Genomic DNA, 24,036 nt, shown 5'->3' with positions numbered 1-24,036 from the left:
TTCGCGACCGTGTCGCGCCGACGGACCGTCACGAACCCTCGGCATCGCCGCCCGGCAGGGCACGGGAGTGTTCGAGGTCGCCCTGGACGAGCGCGAGCGCGTCGTCCGACAGGTCCACGACCCGGGACGGGTCCCAGGGCAGTTCGAGACCGCTGTGGTGCAGCACCCGGTCGATCACCCCGGCGGTGAACCCCCAGACCAGCCGCCCGGCGACCGCGAAGGCCGGCCCGACGTGCCCGGACGGGTGCCGCAGCCGGACCCGGTTCGCCGGGTCGGCCAGCTCCGTGATGGTCACCCGGAACACCGCGCCGGTCTCGCCCCGGTCCACCGGGCGCACCGGCGACTCCTCGCGCCACCAGCCCAGCACCGGGGTCACCACGAAGCGGCTCACCGGGATGTACAGCCGCGGCAGCGCGGCGAAGACCTGCACCCCGGCCGGGTCCAGGCCGGTCTCCTCCCAGGCCTCGCGCAGCGCCGCCGCGACCGGGCCGGGGCCGTCCGGGTCACCGTCCTCCGGGTCCAGCGCGCCGCCCGGGAAGGACGGCTGGCCGGCGTGCGAGCGCAGCGAGCGGGCCCGCTCGATCAGCAACAGGTCCGGCCCGTCCGGGCCCTCGCCGAACAGCATCAGCACGGCCGCCGCCCGGCCGCCCTCGGCCGGCGGCAGGAAGCGGCTCAGTTGCTCCGGCAGCACCCGCTCGGCCGCGTCCCGGACCGGCTCCAGCCAGCCCGGCAGACCGTCCCGCTCGACGGCCCCCGCGATCACGCCTCCACCCCCTGGTCGGCGGCCTTCCCCCGGTGCGCGGCCGCGTCGGCGCGGGCGGCCGCCTCGCCCGGGAAGTCCGACGGCGGCCTCAGCCGCTGGCCGGGCTGGCCGCCCATCTCGTACTTGAGCAGCTTGCGGGCCTTCTCCGGGTCCAGCTCGCCCTCCCCGTAGGCGGGGCAGAGCGGTGCGATCGGGCAGGCGCCGCACGCGGGCTTCTGGGAGTGGCAGATCCGGCGGCCGTGGAAGACCACCCGGTGCGACAGCATCGTCCACTCGGACTTCGGGAAGATCTCGGCGACGGCCAGCTCGACCTTCACCGGGTCCTCCTCGGTGGTCCAGCCGAACCGCCGGGCCAGCCGCCCGAAGTGGGTGTCCACGGTGATGCCGGGGACTCCGAAGGCGTTGCCGAGCACCACGTTCGCGGTCTTGCGGCCGACCCCGGGCAGCGTCACCAGGTCCGCCAGCCGACCCGGCACCTCGCCGTCGAACTCGTCGCGCAGCGCCGTCGACAGGCCGATCAGCGACTTCGCCTTGTTCCGGAAGAACCCGGTCGGCCGGATGATCTCCTCCAGCTCCTCCGGGTTCGCCGCCGCCATGTCCTCCGGCGTCGGGTACTTCGCGAACAGCGCCGGGGTGGTCTGGTTCACCCGCAGGTCGGTGGTCTGCGCCGACAGCACGGTGGCGACCAGCAGTTGGAACGGGTTATCGAAGTCCAGCTCCGGGTGCGCGTACGGGTACAGCTCCGCCAGCTCGCGGTTGATCCGCCGGGCCCGCCGCACCATCGCGAGGTGCGACTCCGGCTTCCTCGGCTTCACCGCCGCCTTCTTCACGGCCGGCTTCGACGCCGCCGCCTTCCGGACCTTGCTCTCTGCCATGCACGAAGGCTACGCCGAGCGGCCGACCGCTCGGGGCCGATCAAGGAGGGAAGCAGGGCCTCCCGGGACGGCCGTCGCGTCATGGGCGGCGTTCCGGGCGGGGACGGTCACCGCGGCGGGCGGCCGATGGTGCCCTCGAGGGTGTTGAGCAGGCCGGCCAGGGCGTCGGCGAGGCGGGTCTGCTCGTCCGGGGTGAGGCCGGCGAGGAGGTCGCGGTCGTAGCTGACGAGTTCCTGGATGAGGCCGTCGACCAGGTCCCGTCCGGCGTCGGTGAGGGAGAGGTGGGCGACCCGGCGGTCCCGGGCGTCGGTGCGGCGGCTGACCAGGGCGCGCGCCTCCAGCAGCCGCAGCCGCTTGGTGACGGCGGCGCCGGAGGCGAAGCTCTCGCGGGCCAGTTGGGTGGGGGTCAGCTCGCGGTCGACCCGGCGCAGGGCGCCGAGGATGTCGAACTCGGCGCGGGTGAGGCCGGCCCGGGTGAGCGGGTCGGGGGTCTGCTGGAGGAGGGCCGCGCAGCGGTTGATCCGGCCGAGGACGGCGATCGGGCCGGTGTCCAGGCCCGGGTAGGCGCGCTCCCACTGGCGCAGCACACCTGCGACGACGTCCTCCACGTGCGCTGCTCCCGTTCCGCGACCGACCGTCCGTCGATCCTAGACGGCGCGTGCTCCGGCGCCGCGCCGTTCCAGCAGGGTCGCCAGCAGGTGGTGGGCGTGCTGTTCGGTGTCGGCGGCGCGCTGGTGCGGGAGGGCGGGGCGGCGCCATTCGCCGGTGGCGGCGTCGGCGGCCTCGCGCAGTTCCAGCAGGGCGGCGGCCAGGCCGGTCCGGGCCGCCGTCTCGACCCCGGACACCGCGCGGGCTCCGGCCGCTCCGGCCGCTCCGACGGTACCGACCGCTCCGTCGGCCCCGACGGCCGCGCGGGCCTCCCTGGCGGCCGTCTCGGCCCCGCTGAGGGCGTGCGACAGCCGGGTGGCGGTGCGGCGGTTTGTGACCAGCAGGCAGGCGGCGAGGCCGGTGAGCGCGCCCACGCAGGTGTCCAGCCAGCGGTCGGCGACCAGGGTCGCGGCGGGCTGCCGGCCGGCGAACTCGGTCATCATCAGCGCCATCGGGGTGACGAAGACGGTGGCCAGCCAGTAGCTGCGGGCGATGGTCGCCTCCGCGCCGAACTGGCACAGCAGCCCGAGCCCGATCAGCGCCACCGGACCGGAGTGGGCGACGGGCAGGGCGGCGGTGAACAGCGCCAGCCCGAGCAGGTTGCCGAGCACCCGTTGCAGCGCGCGCTGCCAGGAGAGCGTGCTGTTGGCCTGGAACACCGAGGCCGCCGTGACCACCGCCCAGTACGGCCGGCCGACGCCCAGGGCCAGGGAGAGCCACCCGGCGGCGGCGCAGCCGACCGCGACCCGCAGCGCGATCGGCAGCAGCGCCGAGCCCGGCCGCAGCGCCCGGCGCAGCGGCGGACGGGGGTGGGGGCGGCCGGCGCGCAGTTCGGCGGCCTCCGCCTCGGTGAGGTCGAGCCGCGGCAGCGGACGGCCCCGGCGCAGGTCGCGGGCCCAGCCGGCGTACCGCTCGGCGGCGGCCGGGCCGGGGGCGGCCGGGTCGGCGGCGGCGAGGGCGGAGGGACCGGGAACGGCGGGGAGGGCCAGGGCGGCCTCGGCGTGGACGAGCAGTCGCTCGGGCGCGTCGCCGAGGGCGCGCCGACGGGCCGGGGAGGACAGCGCGAGGCTCTGCCGGGCCGCGTCGACCGCGCCGACCAGGGCGGTACGGGCGGCCGCGTCCGACGGGCCGGGCCGGGTGCGCACCAGCCGGGCGGCGGCCTCCAGCGCGCGGGCGGTGGCGATCCGCTCGGGCCCGTACGGGCGGAGCAGGGCGGGGGCCATGCAGACCAGCCAGGCCAGTGCGGCGCCGAGCACGGTGAGCGCCAGGTGTGGCAGGAGGTCGGCGGGGCGTTGCGGGACGAAGGCGCAGCTGGCGGTGGTGAAGGTGATGATCAGGCTGCCGGGCGGGCCGATCCGGGCGGCGTCGCAGCCGAGTCGGTGCAGGGCGGCGAGCACCGCGGCCACCGCGACCAGCGGCACGGCGTCGTGGGTCAGCGCGGCGGCGGTGAGGGCCGCGGCGGTGCTGAGCACCGTGCCGAGCAGGACACCGGCCAGGGTGCGGGCCCGGGCCCGGTAGGGCAGGCCGTGCCCGTACAGCGCGCCGAGTCCGCCGGCCGAGGTGTAGAGGGCGAGGTCGAGCCGGCCGAGGGCGAGCAGGGTGAGGTTGAGGACGCCGAGGGTGGCCACGGCGCTGAGCGCGGGCTTGTGCCAGATGTCCCCGGGCGGGCCGACCCGGAGTGCCTGTCGGAACTGGGCGGTGGTGGCCATGAAGAGAAGATTAGCAGGTAATTTACCCGTGAAACATATAGCGGTACGGAGTGGCCCCGCGCCGCCGGTCTCCCCCGCCGGCCCGGAATCCGCCGAAGAATGTTCCGTCCGGAGCGATGAGTTCTGCGACGAACCGCGGTCCACCCCTACGACAGACTCGGACGACAGACAGAAGGAACCGCCCATGAGCACCGTGGTCTCCACCGACGGCACCACCCTCGCCTGCACCGTCACCGGCTCCGGCCCGGCCGTCGTCCTGGTGGACGGCGCGATCGGCCACCGCGGTTTCGACCCGGGCGTCGCGGTGGCCGAGCAGTTGTCCGCCCACCACACCGTGTGGGCCTACGACCGGCGCGGCCGCGGCGGCAGCGGGGACACCGCGCCCTTCGCCGTGGAGCGCGAGATCGAGGACCTGGCCGCCGTCATCGCGGCGGCCGGCGGCGCGGCCGCGGTCTTCGGCATCTCCTCCGGCGCCGCGCTCGCGCTGCGGGCCGCCGCCGCGGGGGTCGGGATGACCCGACTCGCCGTCTACGAGCCGCCGTTCAGCACCGACGAGGAGCAGAGCGAGCGGTTCGTCGGGTACGTCACCGACCTGGCGGCGGCGCTCGCCGAGGGGCGGCGCGGGGACGCCGTCGCGAGCTTCATGACCTTCGTCGGGATGCCCGGCGAGATGGTGGCGGGGATGCGTTCCGCCCCCGTGTGGCCGGTGTTCGAGGCGGTCGCCCCGACCCTGGCGTACGACGCGGCGGCACTCGGCGCGCAGACCGGCGCGACCGTGCCGACCGGGCTGCTGGCCACGATCACCGTGCCGACCCTGGTCCTGGACGGCGGCGCCAGCCCGGAACTGCTGCGCGCGCCCTGCCGCGCGGTGGCCGGGGCCGTACCGGGCGCCGAGTACCGGACGCTGGCCGACCAGACCCACGAGGTGGCGGCCGAGGCGCTGGTGCCGGAGCTGCTGAAGTTCTACGCCTGAGCACCCCCGCGCCCGGACGCCGGGCCGGTGAACCGCCGTTCACGTCCTCGCCCTAGTCTTCCGGTGGTCTGACGAACGGAGAAAGAGGAAGCATGCACGGGGACTTCAAGGACTTCGCGGACATTCCCACCACCACGCTGGCCGAGGACCTGGGCCGCGCCCAGGTCATGGACACCGGCCTGCGCCCGCTCTGGGCGGGCATGCCCCGGGTGGCCGGACCGGCCTTCACGGTGCAGTGCCCGCCCGGCGACAACCTGATGCTGCACGCCGCGATCTACCGGGCCGAGCCCGGCGCGGTGATCGTGGTGGAGTCCGGCGACCTGGACTACGCGCTGGCCGGCGGCAACGTCTGCGCCGTGGCCCAGCGCCGGGGCGTCGCCGCCTTCGTGGCCGACGGCCTGATCCGCGACCTCGGCGAGGTCCGCGAGCGGGGCTTCCCGGTGATCGCCCGCGGCGTCATCCCGATCCCCGGGTCGAAGAAGCGACTGGGCAGCCACGGCGTCCCGGTGCGCTGCGGCGGGGTGCTGGTGTCCCCCGGCGACATCGTGGTGGCCGACGAGGAGGGCGTCGTGGTGGTGCCCGCCGCCGACCGGGCGCGGGCCCTGGAGGCGGCCCGGGCGAAGCTGGCCAAGGAGGCCGCCGAGACCCTGGACGACTGGGAGGCCGCCCACCACGCCCGGATCGAGCAGAACCTCGCCGAGCTGGGCTTCGAGGGCTGATCACCGCCCGCCCGTCCGCCCTCCGGCCGGCCGGAGGGCGGACGGGCTACCGGCTACCGGCTACCGGCTACCGGTACAGCCCGTTCAGCTCCCCGAAGCCCAGCGCGCCGTCCAGCTCCGTCAGCGTTCCGGCGCCGAGGAGTTCGGCGGCGGCCCGGTGCGCCGCCGTGTACGCGGCCTGGGCGAGGCCGGTGCCGACGCTCACCCGCCGCACCCCGGCGGCGGCCAGCTCGGCGACGGTCGGCCCGCCCGCCCCGGCCATCGCGTTCACCGGCAGCGGAGCGCGCCGGCACAGCTCGGCGAGGACGTCGAGGTCCAGCAGCCCGGGGACGAACAGGCCGTCGGCGCCCGCCCCGGCGTAGGCCTCGGCCCGCGCCAGCACGTCGTCGAGCCCGCCCAGCCCGAACAGGAACACGTCGGTTCGGGCGTTGACCAGCAGTTCGGGCAGTCCGGCCGCCGCGGCCGCGGTACGGGCCGCCCGCAGCCGCTCGGCCTGGTCGGCCACCGGGAACAGCGGCCCGCCGACGGCCGTCGAGTCCTCCAGGTTGACCCCGGCCACGCCGACGCCGACCAGTTCGGTCACGGTCGCGGCCACGTCGGCCGGTCGCGGCCCGTACCCGCCCTCGGCGTCCACGGTGACCGGCAGGTCGACCGCCGCGACGATCCGGGCGGCCGTCGCGACGGCCGCGGCCCGGTCCATCCGCTGGCCGTCCCCGTGCCCGAGCGACCAGGAGACGCCGCCGCTGGTGGTGGCGATCGCCCGGGCGCCGGCCGAGGCGATCACCGCGGCGCTGCCCGCGTCCCAGGCGTTGGGCAGCACGAGAACGCCCTGCGCGACGAGCCCGCGCAGCCGCAGCGCCCGCTCGCGGGCCTCGGGGGTGGTGGACATGTTCGGTCACCGGCTTTCGTACGGATCGGTGGGGACGCAGGCATCCTGCGCCGCGCCGCGCACCGGCCGCCAGTGTTTAAGCTGGGGCCGAATCTTCCCGAGGGGGCTCTCAGGTGCGGACGGAACTCCACTTCTCGGCACGGGACTTGGCGCTGACCCGGTTCGCCGTCAGTCCGATGCAGGAGGTGGTCACCAGCCTGCGCGCGCTCGCCCGCTCGCCCGTCCCGGCACTGCACCGCCGCTGGGCCGGCCGGGTCCGCGAGCGGCTGGCCGCCGCCGGGCTGGACCGCGGCCGGCTGGCCGCGATGGTCCCGCCCGAAGGCCACCTGCCCGACTTCCTCAACCCCGCCCCGCCCGGCTTCTCCCCCGGGCTCGCCGAGGAACTGGCCGTGATCACCGCGACCGGCGACCGGCAGGTCCGGACCGACCTCGATCTGGTGGCCGCCGAGGCGGGCGGCCGGCTGCCGGCCGCGTTGACGCCGCTGTACCGCGACCCGGCCGGCCAGCTGCCCCGGCTGGCCGCCGAGATCGAGGCCTACTGGGAGCTGGCGCTCGCCCCGCACTGGGCCCGGATCAGGGCGCTGCTGGCGGCGGACGTCTTCCACCGCTCGCGGCAGGCCGCCGAGCACGGCACCGCGCGGATGCTGGACGAGCTGCACGGGACGGTCCGCTGGGACGGCACCGCGCTGCGGCTGGACCAGCGGCACTGCGGGGTCGCCCGGCTGACCGCCGGGGCCGGGCTGCTGCTCCTACCGTCGGTCTTCGCCTGGCCGCGGGTGCTCACCCGGGTGCTGCCGCCGGATCCGCCGCAGCTGGTCTACCCGGCGCGCGGCACGGCCGCGCTCTGGGAGGAGCGGCCGGGCTCGGCGGCGCGCACCGATGCGCTGGCCGCCGTCCTCGGCCGGTCCCGGGCCCGGCTGCTGGCCGAGCTGGGCTCCCCGGCCTCGACCAGCGAGCTGGCCCGCCGGACCGGGCTGTCCCCGGCCGCCGTCTCGCAGCACCTCACCGCCCTGCGTACGGCGGGCCTGACCAGTGCCCACCGGGCCGGGCACGCCGTCCTCTCCGCCCGCACCGCACTGGGCGACTCCCTGTTCGATCCGGACGGTCAGGAGTTCGACCGGATGACCGTCGCCGGGCCCTCCGACCCATGACCCGCCGGTACGAATGGCCCCGCACGGCACACCCCGACACACCCCCTCCTCATATGATCGGAGCGACATGCGCCATGCTTGGTGATGCAGAACACTGAACGGAACTTGCGCCGGACGGCCCACCCGCCGGACGGCCGAGAAGGAGGAAGCACGTGGACGACGTTCTGCGGCGCGCCGCACTCTTCGCGGCACTCGACGACGAACAGGCCGGCGAGCTGCGCGCTTCCATGACCGAGGTCACCCTCGCCCGTGGTGAGTCGCTGTTCCACGAGGGCGACCCGGGCGACCGGCTGTACGTCGTCGCCGAGGGCAAGGTCAAGCTGCACCGTGCCTCGCCGGACGGCCGCGAGAACATGCTCGCCGTGCTCGGCCCCAGCGAGATGATCGGCGAGCTTTCGCTGTTCGACCCGGGCCCGCGCACCGCCACCGCCAGCGCGCTCACCGAGGTCAAGCTGCTCGGCCTCGGCCACGGCGACCTGCAGCCCTGGCTGCACGCCCGCCCCGAGGTCTCCATCGCGCTGCTGCGGGCCATCGCCCGCCGACTGCGCCGGACCAACGACGTGATGTCCGACCTGGTCTTCTCCGACGTGCCCGGCCGCGTCGCCAAGGCCCTGCTGGACCTCTCCCGCCGCTTCGGCGTGCAGTCCGAGGAGGGCATCCACGTCGCCCACGACCTCACCCAGGAGGAGCTGGCCCAGCTGGTCGGCGCCTCCCGCGAGACGGTCAACAAGGCGCTCGCCGACTTCGCCGGCCGCGGCTGGCTGAAGCTGGAGGCCCGCGCGGTGGTGCTGCTGGACGTCGAGCGACTGTCCCGCCGCTCCCGCTGACGCCCGTACGCCCGGAGGGCCCGTCGCGATCACCGCGACGGGCCCTCCGGCGTGCCGGCGCGGATCAGCCCCGGTCGCGGATCAGTCCCGCTCGGGGATCAGCCCGTGCTCCGTCAGGTACTCCAGCTGGGCCCGCACCGAGAGCTCGGCGGCCGGCCAGAGCGCCCGGTCCACGTCGGCGTAGACCCGGGCGACCACGTCGGCGGCCGTCCGGCAGCCCGCCTCGACCGCGGTCTCCACCTGGGCGAGCCGGGTGGCCCGGTGGGCCAGGTAGTAGTCGACCGCGCCGAGCGCGTCCGCGAGCACCGGGCCGTGGCCGGGCAGCACCGTCCGCACACCGTGCTCCGAGGCCATCGTGTGCAGGTGGCGCAGCGAGTCCAGGTAGTCCCCGAGCCGGCCGTCGGGGTGGGCGACCATCGTGGTGCCGCGGCCGAGCACGGTGTCCCCGGTGAGCACCGCGCCGTCGTCCGGCAGGTGGAAGGTCAGCGAGTCCGAGGTGTGGCCGGGCGTGGCGACCACCCGCAGGTCGAGGCCGCCGACGTCCAGGCGCTGGCCGCCCACCAGGCCCTCGGAGCCCAGCCGGTGCGCCGGGTCCAGGGCCCGCACCTCGCTGCCGGTCAGCTCGGCGAAGCGGGCCGCGCCCTCGGAGTGGTCGGCGTGGCCGTGGGTCAGCAGGGTGAGCGCGATCCGCTGGCCGCGCTCCTCGGCGAGCTCGACCACCCGGCGCAGGTGGCCCTCGTGCAGCGGGCCCGGGTCGATCACCACCGCGAGGTCCGATCCGGGTTCCGCGAGCAGCCAGGTGTTGGTGCCGTCCAGCGTCATCGGGGACGGGTTCGGGGCCAGCACGCACAGCGCCCGAGCGGTGGCCTCGCCGCCGACCGCGCCGGCCGGGTCGCCCGGCAGGAACCCGCTCACCGGTCGCCCTCGCCGTCCCGGTGCAGGGCCCGCGGCGGCAGGGACCGCAGCGGCAGCGTCCGGACGAGGGCGCGCTGGGCGACCTCGACGAAGGGGACCGGGCTGTCGCAGGCCGCGGAACGGGGGGTCACTCGGCGGGCGGGCAGCTCGCGGGCCGTCCGGCGGACCACGTCGGCGTGGGTCATCGGGGGTCGGTCCTCTCTGGTCGGGTCGGTCTCCCGGATCCGGTCCGGTCGGTGTCCCGGGCCGACGACGGTCCGGGCGTGGTCGGTCGCGGCGCCGGTGGGCCGTCCTCCGGCGCCGCGGTCAGGATCCTGCGGCGGGGTCGGCGGGGTCGGCGGGGCCGGCGGGGTCGGCGGGGAACTCCCCGTCGATGGTCAGTTCGTCGTACCCGGGCCAGCGGACGGTCATCCGGTCGCCGTGGACCTCGGCCCGGCCCAGTACGGGTGCCAGCGCCCGGTCCGCGGCCGCGGCCAGCGCCTCCGCCGCGCTCCGGACCGACGACAGTTCGCGCAGCACCGTCACGGTCGGCGGCATCATGCCGAACCGGCCCTCCCGGTGGCCCCGGACCGCCTCGGCGGGAGTCAGCCAGGCGACCCGGTCGGCCTCACCGACCTCCAGCGCCGCGCTCTGGCCGGCGGGCAGGGCGGCGACGAAGAACCAGGTGTCGTAGCGCCGTTCCTCGAACTCGGGGGTGACCCACCGGGCCCAGCCGCCCAGCAGGTCGCTGCGCAGCACCAGGCCGTGCTCCCGGAGGAAGTCGGCGAAGGACAGCTCGTGCGCCTCCAGCGCGGCCCGCTCGGCGGACCAGTCGCGCGGCGCGGCCACGCTGTCCCGGTCCGGACCGGCCAGCAGCACGCCGGCCTCCTCGAAGGTCTCGCGCACGGCGGCGCAGACCACCGCGCGCGCCGTCCGGACGTCCACCCCGAGCCGGCGCGCCCACTCCTCGGGCGGGGGCCCGGCCCAGCCCGGCTCGACCTCGGCGTCCCGCGGGTCCACCCCGCCGCCCGGGTAGGCGTACATCCCGCCCGCGAAGGCCATCGAGGTGCGGCGGCGCAGCAGGTAGGCCTCCGGCCCGTCGGCGCGGTCGCGCAGCAGCACGACCGTCGCGGCGGGCCGGGGCGTCACCGGGGTGAGCAGGCCGGAGTCGACCGCCCGGATCCGGGCGGGCCAGCCGGGCGGCATCGGGAGCGTCGTTGCTCGATGGTCCATGCCCGGATGCTAAGCGCACGAAGGCGGGGTTGGACAGGCCCGACCCCGCCTTCACGATCACGCTCAGGCGCTCTTGACGCGCACCTGGAGCTCGACCTCGACCGGAGCGTCCAGCGGCAGCACCGCGACGCCGACCGCGCTGCGGGCGTGCACACCGGCCTCGCCCAGCACCGCGCCGAGCAGCTCGCTGGCACCGTTGACCACGGCCGGCTGGCCGGTGAAGTCGGGGGCGGAGGCGACGAAGCCGACGACCTTCACGACCTGCTCGATCCGGTCCAGGTCGCCGATCACCGACTTGACGGCGGCCAGGGCGTTCAGCGCGCAGCGCTGGGCGAGCTCCTTGGCCTCCTCCGGGGAGACCTCGGCACCGACCTTGCCGGTGTTCAGCAGCTTGCCGTCGACGACCGGCAGCTGGCCGGACGTGAACACGAACTCGCCGGACTGCACGGCCGGCACGTAGGCGGCGACCGGGGCGGCCACCGGCGGCAGGCTCAGGCCCAGCTCGGTGAGCTTGGACTCGACCCGGCTCATGCGTTCTTCTCCCGCTTGAAGTAGGCCACCAGCTGCTCCGGGTTCGGGCCGGGCACGACCTGGACCAGCTCCCAGCCGTCCTCGCCGAAGTTGTCCAGGATCTGCTTGGTGGCGTGCACGAGCAGGGGCGCCGTCATGTATTCCCACTTGGTCATGGCCAGACTCTAGACGAGCCGTCCCGGCGATCGCCGCCGCCCGCCGACCGGCGTGTGAGGTGGGACACAAAGGGGGCATGATTCAGTCCTGGCACCCCCGGTGCTCCGGGCATCGGGCGCGCTCCCTGGTTACCCTCGCGAGAGGGCACCCGCACGACCGGGTGCCCTCTCGGAGGGGCGCCTCGTGGGAGGGGACGCCCGCAGGGACGGAGACGGACGGAGACGCAGCGTGGCACGCACCCCCGGCCAGGCGACCCGGCGCGACCCCGACTGGGAGGGGGTCCGGTTGCACGTGGTCAGCGGCAAGGGCGGCACCGGGAAGACCACGCTGGCCGCCGCGCTGGCCCTGGCGCTGGCCGCCGAGGGCGGCCGGGTGCTGCTGATCGAGGTCGAGGGGCGGCAGGGCATCGCCGAACTGTTCGGGATCGCCGCGCTCCCGTACGAGGAGCGCCGGATCGCCTCGGTCTCCCGCCCCCAGCTCGGCCTGCCGGCCGGGGAGGGCGGGCCCGGCGAGGTCCTGGCGCTGGCGATCGACACCGAGCAGGCGCTGCTCGAGTACCTGGAGATGTTCTACAAGCTCGGCCGGGCGGGCAAGGCGCTGCAGAAGGTCGGCTTCGTCGACTTCGCCACCACCATCGCCCCCGGCGTGCGGGACGTGCTGCTCACCGGCAAGGCCTGCGAGGCGGCCCGCCGCAAGGGCCCGGACGGGCGCCGCCGGTACGACGCGGTGGTCATGGACGCCCCGCCGACCGGGCGGATCACCCGCTTCCTGAACGTCAACTCCGAGGTCGCCGGGCTGGCCCGGATCGGCCCGATACACACCCAGGCGCAGGCCGTGATGCGGGTGCTGCGGTCCCCGGAGACCGCCGTGCACCTGGTCACCCTGCTGGAGGAGATGCCGGTGCAGGAGACGGTCGACGGCATCGCGGAGCTGCGCGAGGCGAAGCTCCCGGTGGGCGGGGTGATGGTCAACATGGTGCGGCCGCCGGTGCTGGACGCCGCGGCGGTGTCCGCAGTGGACGGGGACCACCGCGAGGAGGTGGCGCTGGCCCTCGGCGAGGCCGGGCTGGGCGGCCGCTCCCGCAAGGCGGAGACGGTCCGGGCCACGGTGGAGCCGCTGCTGGACCCGCTGCTGGAGCAGGCCCGGGAGCATGCCGAGCGGGTCGAGCTGGAACGCGAACAGCGCACCGATCTCCAGCAGTTGAAGCTACCGACGTACGAACTGCCGCTGCTGGGCGAGGGCGTGGACCTCGGCGGGCTGTACCGGCTGGCGGGCGAACTGAAGCGGCAGGGGGCGGCGTGACTTCGGCGAACAGCGGGGCGGCTCGGGCACACGGCGGAACGGCTCCGGCCCACGGCGGGGTCCGGGGGACCGGCAGCCGACTCGCGGTGGACGGGCTGATCGACGACCCGAAGACCAGGATCATCGTCTGCTGCGGCTCCGGCGGCGTCGGCAAGACCACCACCGCCGCGGCGATCGGCCTGCGGGCCGCCGAGCGCGGCCGCAAGGTCGTGGTGCTGACCATCGACCCGGCCCGGCGGCTGGCCCAGTCGATGGGCCTGAACGAACTCGACAACACCCCTCGGGTGGTCAAGGGCGTCACCGCGATGGCCGGGGCACCGCTGCACACCCGGGACGGGGACGGGGGCGGCGGCGAGGACGGGGGCGCCGACGCGCGGCCGGCGGGCGAGCTGCACGCCATGATGCTCGACATGAAGCGGACCTTCGACGAGGTCGTGCTGGCCCACGCCGAGCCCGAACGGGCCAAGGCGATCATGGAGAACCCGTTCTACCAGTCCCTGTCGGCCGGCTTCGCGGGCACGCAGGAGTACATGGCGATGGAGAAGCTCGGGCAGCTGCGGGACGCCGAGGCGTGGGACCTCATCGTCGTGGACACCCCGCCCTCCCGCTCCGCGCTGGACTTCCTGGACGCCCCCAACCGGCTCGGCTCCTTCCTGGACGGCCGGGTGATCCGGATCCTGACCGCGCCCGCCAAGGTCGGCGGCCGCAGCGCGATGCGCTTCCTGAACGCCGGGATGGGCCTGCTCACCGGCACCCTGGGCAAGATCTTCGGCGCCCAGCTGCTCACCGACGTGCAGACCTTCGTCAGCGCGATGGACTCGATGTTCGGCGGCTTCCGCGAGCGCGCCGACCGCACCTACCAGCTGCTGAAGGCGCCGGGCACGGCGTTCCTGGTGGTCGCGGCGCCGGAGCGGGACGCGCTGCGCGAGGCGGCGTACTTCGTGGACCGGCTGGCCGCGGACCGGATGCCGCTGGCCGGGCTGGTGCTCAACCGGGTGCACAGCACGGGGGCGCCCCAGCTCACGGCGGAGCGGGCGCTGGCGGCCGCCGAGGCGCTGGAGGAGAACGGCTCGGAGCACTCCTCGCCCGAGGCGGAGCTGCTCGCGGCCGGGCTGCTGCGGCTGCACGCGGAGCGGATGCAGATCATGGGGCGCGAGCGGCGCACCCGGGACCGCTTCGTCTCGGTCTACCCGGACGTGCCGATCGTGGAGGTGGCCGCGCTGCCGGGTGACGTGCACGACCTGGACGGGCTGCGCGCGATCGGGGAGCGGCTCAGCGGCGCGGCGTAGTGCCCGGACGGTCGTCGGCTCCGGGCCGGTCGTGGTCCTGACCCGGCTGCGGCTCTGACCCGGTCGTGCTTCCGGGCGGTCGTGATCCCGGGCGGTCCTGACCCCGGGCCGGTCGTGATCCCGGCCGGGCTCAGCCCGCCTGGGCGTAGTCCGTCAGTATCACGCCGGTCGCGAGGGACTCCTCGTACTCGGTGCGGGCCGTCTCCAGCAGCCTGCGCCACGAGATGACCGTCGGGCGGCGGCGCAGCAGCGCCCGGCGCTCGCGCTCCGTCATCCCGCCCCACACGCCGAACTCCACCCGGTTGTCCAGCGCGTCCGCGAGGCACTCCGTCCGCACGGGGCAGCCGCTGCACACCGCCTTCGCCCGGTTCTGTGCCGCCCCCTGGACGAACAGTTCGTCCGGATCACTCGTGCGGCAGGCGGCCTGCGCACTCCAGTCGTCAACCCAGCCCATGCCGGCGCCGTCCTCTCCCGATGATTCGGAGCTCCCCCACGGCGGCAACGGCATATTCACCGTTGCCAGTTGAGGACGTTACGGAAGAAGGGCAGCTTGCAACAGCCCCTTCGGGCTCAATCTCGAATGACCCGATCGGACTATGGGTATCGGTCATCTCACTCGTTGGAGTGATCGCAGGTCGCAGCCCTTGCCACCCGCGAGGCCCCCACTCTCGCCACAGGCGCCGTCACGGAGTGCGACCATTCACGTGAACACAACAGGCCCCAGTCGCCTCAAAACCCCGACAAGGGAGGGCAATTCGGGCAACTCTCCGCACTCACAAGAGTGAGTGATGTTGACGCACCGAAGCTGTCGCAAGCTTGTGACAAGCCTAGGCGAACACCTGCCCCTATGTGCGGGAATCGGGGACGTAGGGTTCTCCCCATGGCACCGAAGCGCCCTCAGGCAACCCCGCCCCCAGGCAACCCCGGGGCTCCGCGCCGCAAGAGCAGCGGATCACCGATGGACCACGTCGGCAACGGCGTGAAGTTCCTGGGCGTCAGCGTGCTCTCCGGAGTCCTGCTGGCAGGCCTCGCCCTGCCCGCCGTCGGCGCCATCGGGCTGACCGCCAAGGACACGGCGGAGAGCTTCCAGAACATCCCCGACGACTTCAAGACCCCGCCGCTCACCCAGGCGACGCAGATCTTCGACGCCAAGGGCGGGCTGATCGCCAAGGTCTACGAGCGCGACCGGACGGTCATCACCGCCGACCAGATGTCGCCGTACATGCGGCACGCCCAGGTCGACATCGAGGACGCCCGGTTCTACGAGCACGGCGCCGTCGACCTCAAGGGCATCCTGCGCGCGGTCGGCAAGAACGCGGAGAGCGGCACCACCTCCCAGGGCGCCTCCACGCTGACCCAGCAGTACGTGAAGAACGTCAACGTGGAGAAGGCCGGCGACGACCAGGCCGCCGTCCTGGAGGCGCAGCGCAAGACCCTGGGCCGCAAGATCCAGGAGCTCAAGGTCGCGATCAAGCTGGAGGAGGACCTGAGCAAGGATCAGATCCTCACCAACTACCTCAACATCACCTTCTACGGCCACCAGGCCTACGGGGTCGAGGCCGCGTCCCAGCGCTACTTCAGCAAGAGCAACAAGGACCTGACCATCGCGGAGGCGGCCACCCTGGCCGGCGTGGTCCAGAACCCGTCGCAGTACGACCCGGTGCGCTACCCGGACAACACGGTGAAGCGCCGCAACGTCGTCATCGACAAGATGCTGGAGAACAAGCACATCACCGCCGACCAGGCGAAGGAGGCGAAGGCCGCCCCGCTGGGTCTGAAGTACAAGGACCCGCAGAACGGCTGCATCACCGCCCAGGCCGGCATGGGCTTCTTCTGCGACTACGTCCGCCACGTGGTCAAGCAGGACCCGGCCTTCGGCAAGAACGCCGACGACCGCAAGAAGCTGTGGGACACCGGCGGCCTGAACATCTACACCACGCTGGACCCGGACAAGCAGGCCGCCGCCCAGAACGCCGTCACCAAGAAGGTCAACGTGACCGACCAGGTGTCGGCCGCGGCGACCATGATGGAGCCCGGCACCGGCAAGATCCTCGCCATGGCCCAGACCCGCCCCTACGGCCTGGACCCGAACAAGAACCAGACCGTCGTCAACCTCAACGTCGACTCCTCGATGGGCGGCGGCAACGGCTTCCAGACCGGTTCGACCTTCAAGCCGATCCTCGCCGCGGCGGCGCTGGAGTCGGGCATGTCGAACACCCAGTCGTTCCCGTCCGAGAACAAGATCGACTACCCCCAGATCTCGACCTGCAACGGCACCTGGAAGAACACCGACAAGCCCAAGGCCACGGTGAAGAACGAGTCGGCCAGCGAGGTCGGGCCGTACGAGCTCAAGCAGGCCATGGCGCTCTCGGTCAACACCTACTTCGTGGAGATGGAGCAGCAGGTCGGCCTCTGCGCGATGAAGCAGATGGCGAACAAGCTGGGCATCACCCAGTCCGCCAAGGGCGACCAGTTCCAGGAGGTGCCCTCGATGGTCCTCGGCACCCTGGAGCTCTCCCCGCTGACCATGGCGAACGTCTACGCCACCTTCGCCGCCCGCGGCAAGTACTGCACCCCGATCGCGATCAACAAGATCACCACGGTGGACGGCAAGGACCTCAAGGTCCCGCAGTCCCAGTGCAGCCAGGCCTTCTCCGAGTCGACCGCGGACTCGCTCAACACCGTCCTGCTCAACGTCACCGAGAAGGGCACCGCGGCCGCCCTCGGCCTGGACGACGGCCGCAAGATCGCCGGCAAGACCGGCACCACCGACGAGAAGAAGGCCGCCTGGTTCGACGGCTACACCCCGTCGCTGGCCACCGCGGTCTGGCTCGGCGGCCCGGCCGGCGGCGTCAAGATGAAGAACATCAACATCGGCGGCAAGCACTTCGACGAGGTGTTCGGCGCCGACGGCCCCGGCCCGATCTGGCAGCTGGCCATGAACCAGGCGCTCAAGGGATCGCCGCTCGAGACCATCCAGACCACCAACATCCCGGACCCGCAGCCGGCCACTCCCCCGCCGGGCGCCACCCCGCCGGCCGACCCCAACGCCCAGCCGCAGCAGCAGCCGGGGCAGAACCCGCCGCCGCCGGCCACGGCCGGCGGGAACGGCAACGGGAACGGCAACGGCCCGGGTGGGGTGATAGGAGGAGGGTTCACCCTCCCGCCGGGCATGATCGGCGGCGGTGGGAACGGCAACGGGAACGGCAACGGCGGCCGGCACTGACCGGGCCCGTACCACGGCGAAGGGGCGCCCTCCGGATCTTCCGGAGGGCGCCCCTCGGCGTATGCCCTGGGTACTGCCCCGCTGGGGTACTGCTGCGCCGCAGGGCGGCGTCTGCCGCCCCCTGGTCAGGCCAGCGCGGCCTTCACCGCGGCGGCCACCCGGCCGCCCTCGGCCAGACCGTCCACCTTCGGCTTCACCAGCTTCATCACGGCACCCATCGCCTGCGGGCCGCTCGCCCCGCTCTCGGCCACGGCGGCGGCCACGATCGCGGTCAGCTCCTCGTCCGAGAGCTGCTTCGGCAGGTACCCCGCCAGCAGCTCGCCCTCGGCGCGCTCCCGCGCGGCCTGCTCGGCCCGGCCGCCCTGGTCGAAGGCCTCGGCCGCCTCGCGGCGCTTCTTCGCCTCGCGGGCGATCACCTTCAGCACGTCGTCGTCGGACAGCTCGCGCTTCTGCTTGCCCGCGACCTCCTCGCTGGTGACGGCGGACAGCGTGAGCCGGATGGTGGACGAGCGCAGCTCGTCCCGATCCTTGATGGCAGCCGTGAGGTCCTCGTGCAACTGCTCCTTGAGCGTGGTCATGGCCACGAGTCTCCCATCTGCGGCAATCCGTCGCTTGCCTTTACGGGCCCGGAGCGCTCCCGGTGGGTCCGTAACCGCCCAGTCCGGTGACGCGGTCCGGATCATCGCAGGGCCCGTCCCTCGCACGTCGCGGCGGCCGTGACCGCACCGCCCCACCGGACGTTCACCACCTGATCCACCGTCTGAGAGCATGGACCGATGCGACCGCTGTACTCCGTTCCCCTCGGTGTCGCCGCCGCCGGCGCCGCCTGCCTCGCCTACTCCGTCGGGTACGAGGTACGTGCCTTCCGGCTCCGCCGGGTCGAGGTCCCCGTCCTGCCCCCGGGCGCCAAGCCGCTCCGGGTCCTCCAGGTCTCCGACATCCACATGGTGAGCGGACAGGGCAAGAAGCAGCGCTGGCTGCAGAGCCTGGCCGGCCTGCGCCCCGACCTGGTGGTCAACACCGGCGACAACCTCTCCGACCCGCTCGGCGTCCCCGCCACCCTCGACGCGCTCGGGCCGCTCATGGACTTCCCCGGCGTCTACGTCTTCGGGTCCAACGACTACTACGGCCCGGCCCGCAAGAACCCCGCCCGCTACCTCCAGGCCCTGCGCACCGGCGTGCACGGCATGAACAACCCCGACGGCACCGGCAACCGCGGCATCAGCGGCGCCGTGCACAACCCCTGGGAGAAGCTCCGCGACGGCTTCGACGCGGCCGGCTGGCTCGACCTCACCAACACCCGCGGCCGCCTCACCCTCAACGGCCTCGACCTCGAGTTCACCGGCCTCGACGACCCCCACATCCGCCGCGACCGCTACGCCGCGGTCACCGGCGGCCCCTCCGCCGACGCCGACCTCTCCCTCGCCGTCGTCCACGCGCCCTACCTGCGCGTCCTCGACGCCTTCACCGCCGACCGCTACCCGCTGATCCTCGCCGGCCACACCCACGGCGGCCAGCTCTGCATCCCCTTCTACGGCGCCCTGGTCACCAACTGCGACCTCGACACCCGCCGGGTCAAGGGCCTCTCCACCCACCAGGCCGGCGGCCACCGCTCCTACCTCCACGTCTCCGCCGGCTGCGGCACCAACCGCTACACCCCGATCCGCTTCGCCTGCCCCCCGGAAGCCACCCTCCTCACCCTCACCCCGGCCCCCCGCTGACCCCGACCGGACGCCCGCACGAAACCGGATTTCGTGTCTCGGCGAGCGTCCGGTAGAGTTCTACTCGTCGCGAAGGAGACGGAGCGACAAACAGAAAGACCGGGGTGTGGCGCAGCTTGGTAGCGCGCTTCGTTCGGGACGAAGAGGCCGTGGGTTCAAATCCCGCCACCCCGACCCAGTAGTTGCAGGTAAGGGCCCTGCCGGAGAAATCCGGTGGGGCCCTTCCTCGTTCTGTGCCACCGACTGAGTGACTACGCCTCAGCGCCCTGTTTGAAGATGTCGTCCAGCACCGTGGCGCCTGCCTGGGTTACCGGGCGGGATCTGCTTCCGGTAGACCTCCTCCCTGGCCGAAGAATCGTGCGACCGGTTGCGAGAGTCGAGCTAGCGTCAGTCGCGCGCTGGGAGGCGATAGTCCAGAACGAACTGGCCAGCGGCCATCACGGTGTCACAGGTCTCAACCACGCGGTCGGCAAGGGACACGGCGTCTCGGACGAGGTGGATCACCGGGGATCCGGGGCTCAGCGCCATCGGGGCCTTATCCCGCCGGGAGCCAGGACCCCGGTCCGGATCTGCGATGCCGGGTCGTCCGCAATCCGCTGAAACCTCGCTTTCGCCGTCGGCGCGGCCTCGCCCGCTCACCATGGTGCTGGAAGGTCTCCTGTTCCTCTGTACATGAGTACCAGCGCCGCAAAGAAGGTTTCAACGCCTCTCCACCCCGTGTTCGTGGCCGGGGCGGTGGTGCGTGAGAACGGCACGTGGGAGCCGCCCGGCGGAGTGCTGGAGCTCTCGGAGACGCTCGAGGACGGCGTGCGCCGTGAGGTGTACGAGGAGACCGGTACCAAGGCCTCTGTGGAACGGCTCGCCGGGGTCTACAAGAACGTGACCCGCGGCATCGTTGCCCCGGTGTTCCGGTGCCACCCTGAGGGCGGCAGCGAGCAGCTGCCCGACGAGTCGACCGCCGTTGCGTGGCTCACCCCAGAGGAGATCTCCGACCGCATGGGCGAGGTCTAGGCCATCCGCCTGCTCGACGCGGTTCAGGGCGACGCAGCTCCGCACGTCCGGCCCCACGACGGCCGGACGCTCATCGACACGCCGCAGGCGAGCTGAGTCAGCTGCTCTTCTTGCCGCGCTTCCCCAGCTGGCTCCAGACATGCCGATGGCGGGCGATGGTGAAGACCCGGTCCACCCTGTTCGGGGACAGGACTGCCGGCCGGGAGGGCAGAGCCGACGCGATCTGCTCACCATCAACGACCGTCACTCCCGACGTCGCACCGAGAGTGATCTTCTGGGCGCCGACAACGGCAATGATTGGATGAACGGGCACCTCGAAGCCACACCACTCGGTGAGCAGCTTGGCGGTACGGCTCGCCTCGAACTCCGAGTTCTCCAGGTACGGGAAACTGTTCCGGTTGATCTTCACTATCTTCTCGCCGACCCAGACCGTGGCGCCCGGGTGGTGCTTCGAGTTGATCGTGAAGACGCCTGGCGGGCCGACCACCACGTGGTCGATGTCGGCCCCTGACGGCAGCGGAACCCCGTGCAGGACCTTCCAGCCAGCGGCTTTCAGCGGCTCCAGCCGGGCCCCGACGATCTGCTCGCCCTCCAGGCCTCGAAGCGTGCTCGAATCACCGAGGCGCTGACCGGACACCTTGGCAGCGAGCCGGACGAGTAGCCCGTACCTCTCTTCGCCTTCACGCACCAGGCTCTCCAGTCCTGCACCGGGAAGGTTACGAGCGAGGTCATCCTCCTCCCGCATCGGAGGAAGGAACGGGACCCCCGCCCGAGGTTGCGGTACCGAGGCAGGGACCGTCTTCGCCGGTGGCTGCCTCTCACCTCGGCGCTGAACGGTACGCGGCGGTACGTGACTGCCTGACGAGCGACACCACTCCTCGATCTTGGCCAGAGCGAAGTTCTCGAACTCGGGGACTTCCACCGTGACTACCCCGGTTTTGCAGTCCAGCCAGGCCACCGATTCGCCACGGGGACCAGCCTTGTTGACGTAAAGCCGTTCCTTCCCCGGCACCCGCCAGGGCTTCACCACCAGCTCCATCACGCGTCCCCCTTCGCCCGCCCTCCCTGACCAAAGCCAGCATGCCCACGTAGCGATCAGCAGGAACGCGGAGAGTCAGCCAGGCGGGCCAGTCCAGCCAGCGCCCCGGAGGGGTTGGGAGAGAGCTGGCCGAGCGATGGCGAGGGTGGTTGTTACGAGCTCCGCTACTGGTTCAAGACCTCGCTCCGCTCGGCGGGGCGACGGGCCGAGCCCAGGGGACGGCACATCGACGGCAGACCTGAGATCCGGCGTTGGTTCCCGGCCTCCTGAACCACTGGGGAACCACTCGCTCAGTTCAAGCCGTAGCCTCGGGAGGGGCGGTGGTAAGGCGCAGCGTTGCCCCGCATGGGAGAGCCAGCGCGGGGCAACGTATTTGCCGGGCGGGACTACTCGAAGATATTCGGGACGGGAATGCGGTTGACACGCCGGCTGGAGTTCCAAGCCGACGCAACTGCCAGATGAGCTGCCTCCAGTCGCCCCTTGGTGCCATCGGCTCGGGTGTTGTTGTTCGTCGCGATGGTCTGGATCTTGGCCTTGAAGGAAAGGGGATCGCCCTGACGCTTGAGCTTTTGTGCCAGCTCCTGGGGCTTGACCAAGTCCGGATGCTTGGACACCACGATGGCAATACCACCTATGGTGACGGAGTGCCACGTGTCGGGGGTGCGCCCCCAAGCGGCCTCGGCGATGGCAAGTGACTGGTCCAGGATCTCCGGGCCATACTCCTCGACAATGCCGAGGATTCCCTTGATTCCCCTTACGCCGTTCGTGGTGCGGCTACCAACCTTGAGATCATGCTTTTCCAGAACGGTGTTGGTGTCCACGAAGAGCGGATGGCCAGCTAGCACGCCGATTCTGAACTCGTCGTTCGGACCGACCTTCGAGGACTCCTTGTTCTTGATGATGAACAGGGATGCCTCGTTGGCCATCGACAAGTCGGAGTGGACTTCGCAGGTGATGCTCTGGACGGCTTGGAGGACTTCCTCCGAGACCGTCACCTTCCCAGCCAGGAGGAGCTGGCATGCGTAAACCCGGTGCATGCCGTCGACGGCATACTGACCATCGGCGCGCTGCGAGATGATCGGCGTCCCGAGAGCCGTGGGAACCAGCTTCTCGGCGATAGCCATCGCGCGAGCCTTGTTGAGGTTGCGCTGGGCCCGGGAATCGAACTTGATGGATCTCGGATCGATCTTGTCGTACGTGATCGGGTGGTCCGGGATGCCGTAGCTGTAGTCCTTGGCGGACATGACCTTCTCCTTGCGTGTCAGCACCCAGCTGGAGGGCGACGGCGACACTTGTCAGCTCCCGAATGCGGGAGACGGCGACTTGATCGCCGTCACCATCGAACAACTCGCTTGTCTTGCAGGCAAGTTATCAATCCGACTGGCAAATCGTGCGATCCCGGCAGATACCGGCTGTGATCGAGTGGCTGTGGCTACGTGGGAGCCGGCTTCTTCGGAGCACTGGCAGCCGGCGCCGAAGACCGCGCCCAGGCATCCCAGACCCGGCGGCATGTGACGGTCAGTCGAGGATGCCAGTGGGAAGGCAGCCCGGAAGCGGCGGCGTGGACGCGGGGCAGGTCAGGACAGGTATCGCAGGTCAATCCTTGTAATGCCGGGGCACCCGGACCCGTTGACATCCCGAACCCGTTTGCGCCACGTAGCTACGCTGTGGCTCGACAACAGTAGGGGAAGGGGTGGGTGCCTTGACGGCATGGATACTGGTGTGCAACCCGGCACGGTTCCGTATCAATGACCTTCGAGCAGAAGGTAGCGAGTTGGACTCGTGGACGGTCCGGCGCTACCTGAAGGAGATGCGGACGGGCGATCCGTTCGCACTGTGGGTGAGCGGCCCAGGGGGTGGTGTGGTCGCGATTGGCGAGCTCACCGGAGAGCCTTATTGGGACGAAGGCGAGGAGGCCGACGATCAGTACTGGGACGAACCGCCTGGGCCGCGGGAGGCCGTGCCGCTGAAGGTGGAGAGGTGGTTGGAATCCCCGATCCCACGGGAGTGGTTCAGGGGCAACCACACCTTTGCCGGTGCTGGGATTCTGTCCCAGCCGTTCGCCGGAAACCCCCACCGGCTGACGGACGAACAATGGGAAGCACTAGCCGCTGAAGCCCAGCAAACAGTGACCTCAGGACCGAGCGGTGCGATGCCGGCAGACGATGACTGGCACCTTCAACCTGGGGAAGAGATTCGCCGAGTCGAGCTTCACGACCGTTACGGGGGCATCCGCCAAGGAGGTATTAGTCCGTCGGTGCAGTCAAAGAACGTCCTGATCTTCACCGACGCCAGCACGGGCGAACAGCACGGCTACGACGACGTCTGGGAATCCGACGACCGCTTCCGCTACACCGGTCAGGGACAGACCGCCGATCAAGTCTTCACCAAGGGCAACAAGGCCATCCGGGACCACCTTCAGGACGGTCGACACCTTCGCCTCTTCATCGGCAGCCGTGGAACGGTCCGCTACGCGGGCGAGTGGATCCTCGATCCTGGAGAGCCGTACTCATGGGGGCGCGCCAAGTCCACGAACGGCGGACCAGAGCGAAAGGTCATCCACTTCCACCTCATCCGGGTGGGGGCCGCGGTGACCGCTCCCGGCGTGCCCGTGGGCAGTGCCTACCGAGTCGAGGACGAGACCACGGTTCCGAAGCCAGCCATCCCAAGTGCTCCGGACCCAGCACTGATGGGTCGGAACCTCAGCAAGCATCGAGAGCTCCAGAACGCACTCGCCGAACAGGTGCGAGCTCGCGGCATGGAGCCGTTGTCGCCGAGTCCAGCTGACCCAGCCTTTGATATCGCATGGCACGACGGCGACACGCTAACAGTGACCGAGGTGAAATCCCTGCGGCCGGAGAACGAGTCTCATCAACTGCGAACTGGAATAGGCCAGTTGCTTGACTATGTAGACCAACTCAGCGCGCGGGCAACGCAAGTTCGTGGAGTTCTATGGTTGGAGCGCACACCGCTGGAGGAGCGCTGGTTGGGCATCTGCGAACGGGCTGGGGTGGTGGTCGCTTGGCCAGGTGCAGACGCCAAGGTCTGGGAGTAGCAAGCCGTATGTCTAAGCTCGGTGA

Annotated in this window: 23 protein-coding genes, 1 tRNA gene and 1 pseudogene; 11 read left to right on the top strand and 14 right to left on the bottom strand. The window is 72.0% G+C overall.

Annotation, left to right across the window (positions count from 1 at the left end; genetic code table 11):
- Nucleotides 1-28: 28 nt before the first annotated feature.
- The 4 genes from AB0O91_RS11075 to AB0O91_RS11060 all read right to left on the bottom strand — a co-directional run bounded on the left by AB0O91_RS11075 (nt 29) and on the right by AB0O91_RS11060 (nt 3,995).
- Nucleotides 29-763, bottom strand: a complete 735-nt coding sequence (locus tag AB0O91_RS11075) for a CoA pyrophosphatase (RefSeq protein ID WP_363430235.1) — start codon at nt 761-763, stop codon at nt 29-31.
- Nucleotides 760-1,545, bottom strand: a complete 786-nt coding sequence (gene nth, locus AB0O91_RS11070) for an endonuclease III (RefSeq protein ID WP_363430453.1) — start codon at nt 1,543-1,545, stop codon at nt 760-762. Before nth ends, AB0O91_RS11075 begins: the two co-directional genes overlap by 4 nt.
- A gap of 200 nt (nt 1,546-1,745) precedes the next feature.
- Nucleotides 1,746-2,246 carry a MarR family transcriptional regulator gene (locus tag AB0O91_RS11065; protein WP_363430233.1) on the bottom strand — a complete coding sequence of 167 codons (501 nt, stop codon included), beginning with the start codon at nt 2,244-2,246 and terminating at the stop codon, nt 1,746-1,748.
- A gap of 39 nt (nt 2,247-2,285) precedes the next feature.
- Nucleotides 2,286-3,995: an FUSC family protein gene (locus AB0O91_RS11060; RefSeq protein ID WP_363430231.1), complete on the bottom strand. Its 1,710-nt coding sequence runs from the start codon at nt 3,993-3,995 to the stop codon at nt 2,286-2,288.
- Nucleotides 3,996-4,179: 184 nt separating this feature from the next.
- On the opposite strand from AB0O91_RS11060, the gene AB0O91_RS11055 reads away from it, so the two are divergent.
- Both AB0O91_RS11055 and AB0O91_RS11050 read left to right on the top strand, forming a co-directional pair.
- Nucleotides 4,180-4,968, top strand: coding sequence for an alpha/beta fold hydrolase (locus tag AB0O91_RS11055; protein WP_363430229.1), 789 nt, complete (start codon nt 4,180-4,182; stop codon nt 4,966-4,968).
- Nucleotides 4,969-5,060: 92 nt separating this feature from the next.
- On the top strand, nt 5,061-5,687 hold the full coding sequence (locus AB0O91_RS11050; protein ID WP_363430227.1) for an RraA family protein: 627 nt from the start codon (nt 5,061-5,063) through the stop codon (nt 5,685-5,687).
- A gap of 67 nt (nt 5,688-5,754) precedes the next feature.
- On the opposite strand, the gene AB0O91_RS11045 is transcribed toward AB0O91_RS11050, so the two are convergent.
- Nucleotides 5,755-6,576 carry an isocitrate lyase/phosphoenolpyruvate mutase family protein gene (locus AB0O91_RS11045; RefSeq protein WP_363430225.1) on the bottom strand — a complete coding sequence of 274 codons (822 nt, stop codon included), beginning with the start codon at nt 6,574-6,576 and terminating at the stop codon, nt 5,755-5,757.
- A 113-nt stretch (nt 6,577-6,689) separates the two neighbouring features.
- Between AB0O91_RS11045 and AB0O91_RS11040 the strand changes: the two genes are divergently transcribed.
- A complete protein-coding gene (locus AB0O91_RS11040) occupies nt 6,690-7,727 on the top strand; it encodes a winged helix-turn-helix domain-containing protein (protein WP_363430223.1) in 1,038 nt (345 codons plus the stop codon).
- A 152-nt stretch (nt 7,728-7,879) separates the two neighbouring features.
- Entirely contained in the window at nt 7,880-8,554 is a 675-nt protein-coding gene (locus tag AB0O91_RS11035) for a Crp/Fnr family transcriptional regulator (RefSeq protein ID WP_030288117.1), read from the top strand.
- A gap of 81 nt (nt 8,555-8,635) precedes the next feature.
- Here the strand turns inward: AB0O91_RS11035 and AB0O91_RS11030 are convergent, their stop codons facing one another.
- The 5 genes from AB0O91_RS11030 to AB0O91_RS11010 all read right to left on the bottom strand — a co-directional run bounded on the left by AB0O91_RS11030 (nt 8,636) and on the right by AB0O91_RS11010 (nt 11,367).
- Nucleotides 8,636-9,469: an MBL fold metallo-hydrolase gene (locus tag AB0O91_RS11030; protein ID WP_363430221.1), complete on the bottom strand. Its 834-nt coding sequence runs from the start codon at nt 9,467-9,469 to the stop codon at nt 8,636-8,638.
- Nucleotides 9,466-9,654, bottom strand: coding sequence for a hypothetical protein (locus tag AB0O91_RS11025; RefSeq protein WP_363430220.1), 189 nt, complete (start codon nt 9,652-9,654; stop codon nt 9,466-9,468). Before AB0O91_RS11025 ends, AB0O91_RS11030 begins: the two co-directional genes overlap by 4 nt.
- A 121-nt stretch (nt 9,655-9,775) precedes the next feature.
- Nucleotides 9,776-10,681: an NUDIX hydrolase gene (locus AB0O91_RS11020; RefSeq protein ID WP_363430218.1), complete on the bottom strand. Its 906-nt coding sequence runs from the start codon at nt 10,679-10,681 to the stop codon at nt 9,776-9,778.
- Between the two features lie 63 nt (nt 10,682-10,744).
- A complete protein-coding gene (locus tag AB0O91_RS11015; protein ID WP_363430216.1) occupies nt 10,745-11,212 on the bottom strand; it encodes a RidA family protein in 468 nt (155 codons plus the stop codon).
- On the bottom strand, nt 11,209-11,367 hold the full coding sequence (locus AB0O91_RS11010) for a DUF4177 domain-containing protein (RefSeq protein ID WP_094743074.1): 159 nt from the start codon (nt 11,365-11,367) through the stop codon (nt 11,209-11,211). The genes AB0O91_RS11015 and AB0O91_RS11010 overlap by 4 nt, the downstream gene beginning before the upstream one ends.
- 229 nt (nt 11,368-11,596) lie before the next feature.
- Between AB0O91_RS11010 and AB0O91_RS11005 the strand changes: the two genes are divergently transcribed.
- Together AB0O91_RS11005 and AB0O91_RS11000 are read left to right on the top strand one after the other, a co-directional pair.
- Nucleotides 11,597-12,670, top strand: coding sequence for an ArsA-related P-loop ATPase (locus AB0O91_RS11005; RefSeq protein WP_363430214.1), 1,074 nt, complete (start codon nt 11,597-11,599; stop codon nt 12,668-12,670).
- 86 nt (nt 12,671-12,756) lie between these two features.
- Entirely contained in the window at nt 12,757-13,959 is a 1,203-nt protein-coding gene (locus AB0O91_RS11000; protein WP_363430451.1) for an ArsA family ATPase, read from the top strand.
- A gap of 130 nt (nt 13,960-14,089) precedes the next feature.
- Here AB0O91_RS11000 and AB0O91_RS10995 read toward each other — a convergent pair whose 3' ends face one another.
- Nucleotides 14,090-14,413 (bottom strand): WhiB family transcriptional regulator, encoded by a 324-nt coding sequence (locus AB0O91_RS10995; RefSeq protein ID WP_030240986.1) that lies wholly within the window; start codon nt 14,411-14,413, stop codon nt 14,090-14,092.
- 504 nt (nt 14,414-14,917) lie between these two features.
- Here AB0O91_RS10995 and AB0O91_RS10990 point away from each other — a divergent pair.
- Complete coding sequence (locus tag AB0O91_RS10990; protein ID WP_363430212.1) at nt 14,918-17,185, top strand: transglycosylase domain-containing protein; 2,268 nt, start codon at nt 14,918-14,920, stop codon at nt 17,183-17,185.
- A 125-nt stretch (nt 17,186-17,310) separates the two neighbouring features.
- On the opposite strand, the gene AB0O91_RS10985 is transcribed toward AB0O91_RS10990, so the two are convergent.
- Nucleotides 17,311-17,763 carry a GatB/YqeY domain-containing protein gene (locus AB0O91_RS10985; RefSeq protein ID WP_363430210.1) on the bottom strand — a complete coding sequence of 151 codons (453 nt, stop codon included), beginning with the start codon at nt 17,761-17,763 and terminating at the stop codon, nt 17,311-17,313.
- A 198-nt stretch (nt 17,764-17,961) separates the two neighbouring features.
- Between AB0O91_RS10985 and AB0O91_RS10980 the strand changes: the two genes are divergently transcribed.
- The 3 genes and pseudogenes from AB0O91_RS10980 (at nt 17,962) to AB0O91_RS10970 (ending at nt 20,013) form a co-directional block, all read left to right on the top strand.
- Nucleotides 17,962-18,906 carry a metallophosphoesterase gene (locus AB0O91_RS10980; protein ID WP_363430208.1) on the top strand — a complete coding sequence of 315 codons (945 nt, stop codon included), beginning with the start codon at nt 17,962-17,964 and terminating at the stop codon, nt 18,904-18,906.
- 100 nt (nt 18,907-19,006) lie between these two features.
- A tRNA-Pro gene (locus AB0O91_RS10975) sits at nt 19,007-19,080 on the top strand.
- Between the two features lie 498 nt (nt 19,081-19,578).
- Nucleotides 19,579-20,013: pseudogene (locus AB0O91_RS10970) on the top strand (NUDIX hydrolase).
- A gap of 1 nt (nt 20,014) precedes the next feature.
- Here AB0O91_RS10970 and AB0O91_RS10965 read toward each other — a convergent pair.
- Together AB0O91_RS10965 and AB0O91_RS10960 are read right to left on the bottom strand one after the other, a co-directional pair.
- A complete protein-coding gene (locus AB0O91_RS10965; protein WP_363430449.1) occupies nt 20,015-20,956 on the bottom strand; it encodes a nuclease-related domain-containing protein in 942 nt (313 codons plus the stop codon).
- 386 nt (nt 20,957-21,342) lie between these two features.
- A complete protein-coding gene (locus tag AB0O91_RS10960) occupies nt 21,343-22,200 on the bottom strand; it encodes a DUF6551 family protein (protein ID WP_363430206.1) in 858 nt (285 codons plus the stop codon).
- A gap of 449 nt (nt 22,201-22,649) precedes the next feature.
- Here AB0O91_RS10960 and AB0O91_RS10955 point away from each other — a divergent pair, with 449 nt between their 5' ends.
- Complete coding sequence (locus tag AB0O91_RS10955; RefSeq protein WP_363430204.1) at nt 22,650-24,011, top strand: EVE domain-containing protein; 1,362 nt, start codon at nt 22,650-22,652, stop codon at nt 24,009-24,011.
- Nucleotides 24,012-24,036: the final 25 nt, after the last annotated feature.

The organism is Kitasatospora sp. NPDC089797 (genome assembly GCF_040684795.1).
Classification (GTDB): domain Bacteria; phylum Actinomycetota; class Actinomycetes; order Streptomycetales; family Streptomycetaceae; genus Kitasatospora.
Note: the sequence above shows the minus strand (reverse complement) of the source record. Positions and strands in the feature narration are given on the sequence as shown.

Excerpts from the sequence above, each read along its gene's own strand:
- nth (WP_363430453.1), bottom strand. The coding sequence starts at position 1,545 with ATGGTGCGGCGGGCCCGGCGGATCAACCGCGAGCTGGCGGAGCTGTAC.
- AB0O91_RS11060 (WP_363430231.1), bottom strand. The coding sequence starts at position 3,995 with ATGGCCACCACCGCCCAGTTCCGACAGGCACTCCGGGTCGGCCCGCCC.
- AB0O91_RS11055 (WP_363430229.1), top strand. The coding sequence starts at position 4,180 with ATGAGCACCGTGGTCTCCACCGACGGCACCACCCTCGCCTGCACCGTC.
- AB0O91_RS11050 (WP_363430227.1), top strand. The coding sequence starts at position 5,061 with ATGCACGGGGACTTCAAGGACTTCGCGGACATTCCCACCACCACGCTG.
- AB0O91_RS11045 (WP_363430225.1), bottom strand. The coding sequence starts at position 6,576 with ATGTCCACCACCCCCGAGGCCCGCGAGCGGGCGCTGCGGCTGCGCGGG.
- AB0O91_RS11025 (WP_363430220.1), bottom strand. The coding sequence starts at position 9,654 with ATGACCCACGCCGACGTGGTCCGCCGGACGGCCCGCGAGCTGCCCGCC.
- AB0O91_RS11020 (WP_363430218.1), bottom strand. The coding sequence starts at position 10,681 with ATGGACCATCGAGCAACGACGCTCCCGATGCCGCCCGGCTGGCCCGCC.
- AB0O91_RS11015 (WP_363430216.1), bottom strand. The coding sequence starts at position 11,212 with ATGAGCCGGGTCGAGTCCAAGCTCACCGAGCTGGGCCTGAGCCTGCCG.
- AB0O91_RS11010 (WP_094743074.1), bottom strand. The coding sequence starts at position 11,367 with ATGACCAAGTGGGAATACATGACGGCGCCCCTGCTCGTGCACGCCACC.
- AB0O91_RS10995 (WP_030240986.1), bottom strand. The coding sequence starts at position 14,413 with ATGGGCTGGGTTGACGACTGGAGTGCGCAGGCCGCCTGCCGCACGAGT.
- AB0O91_RS10990 (WP_363430212.1), top strand. The coding sequence starts at position 14,918 with ATGGACCACGTCGGCAACGGCGTGAAGTTCCTGGGCGTCAGCGTGCTC.
- AB0O91_RS10985 (WP_363430210.1), bottom strand. The coding sequence starts at position 17,763 with ATGACCACGCTCAAGGAGCAGTTGCACGAGGACCTCACGGCTGCCATC.
- AB0O91_RS10980 (WP_363430208.1), top strand. The coding sequence starts at position 17,962 with ATGCGACCGCTGTACTCCGTTCCCCTCGGTGTCGCCGCCGCCGGCGCC.
- AB0O91_RS10965 (WP_363430449.1), bottom strand. The coding sequence starts at position 20,956 with ATGGAGCTGGTGGTGAAGCCCTGGCGGGTGCCGGGGAAGGAACGGCTT.
- AB0O91_RS10960 (WP_363430206.1), bottom strand. The coding sequence starts at position 22,200 with ATGTCCGCCAAGGACTACAGCTACGGCATCCCGGACCACCCGATCACG.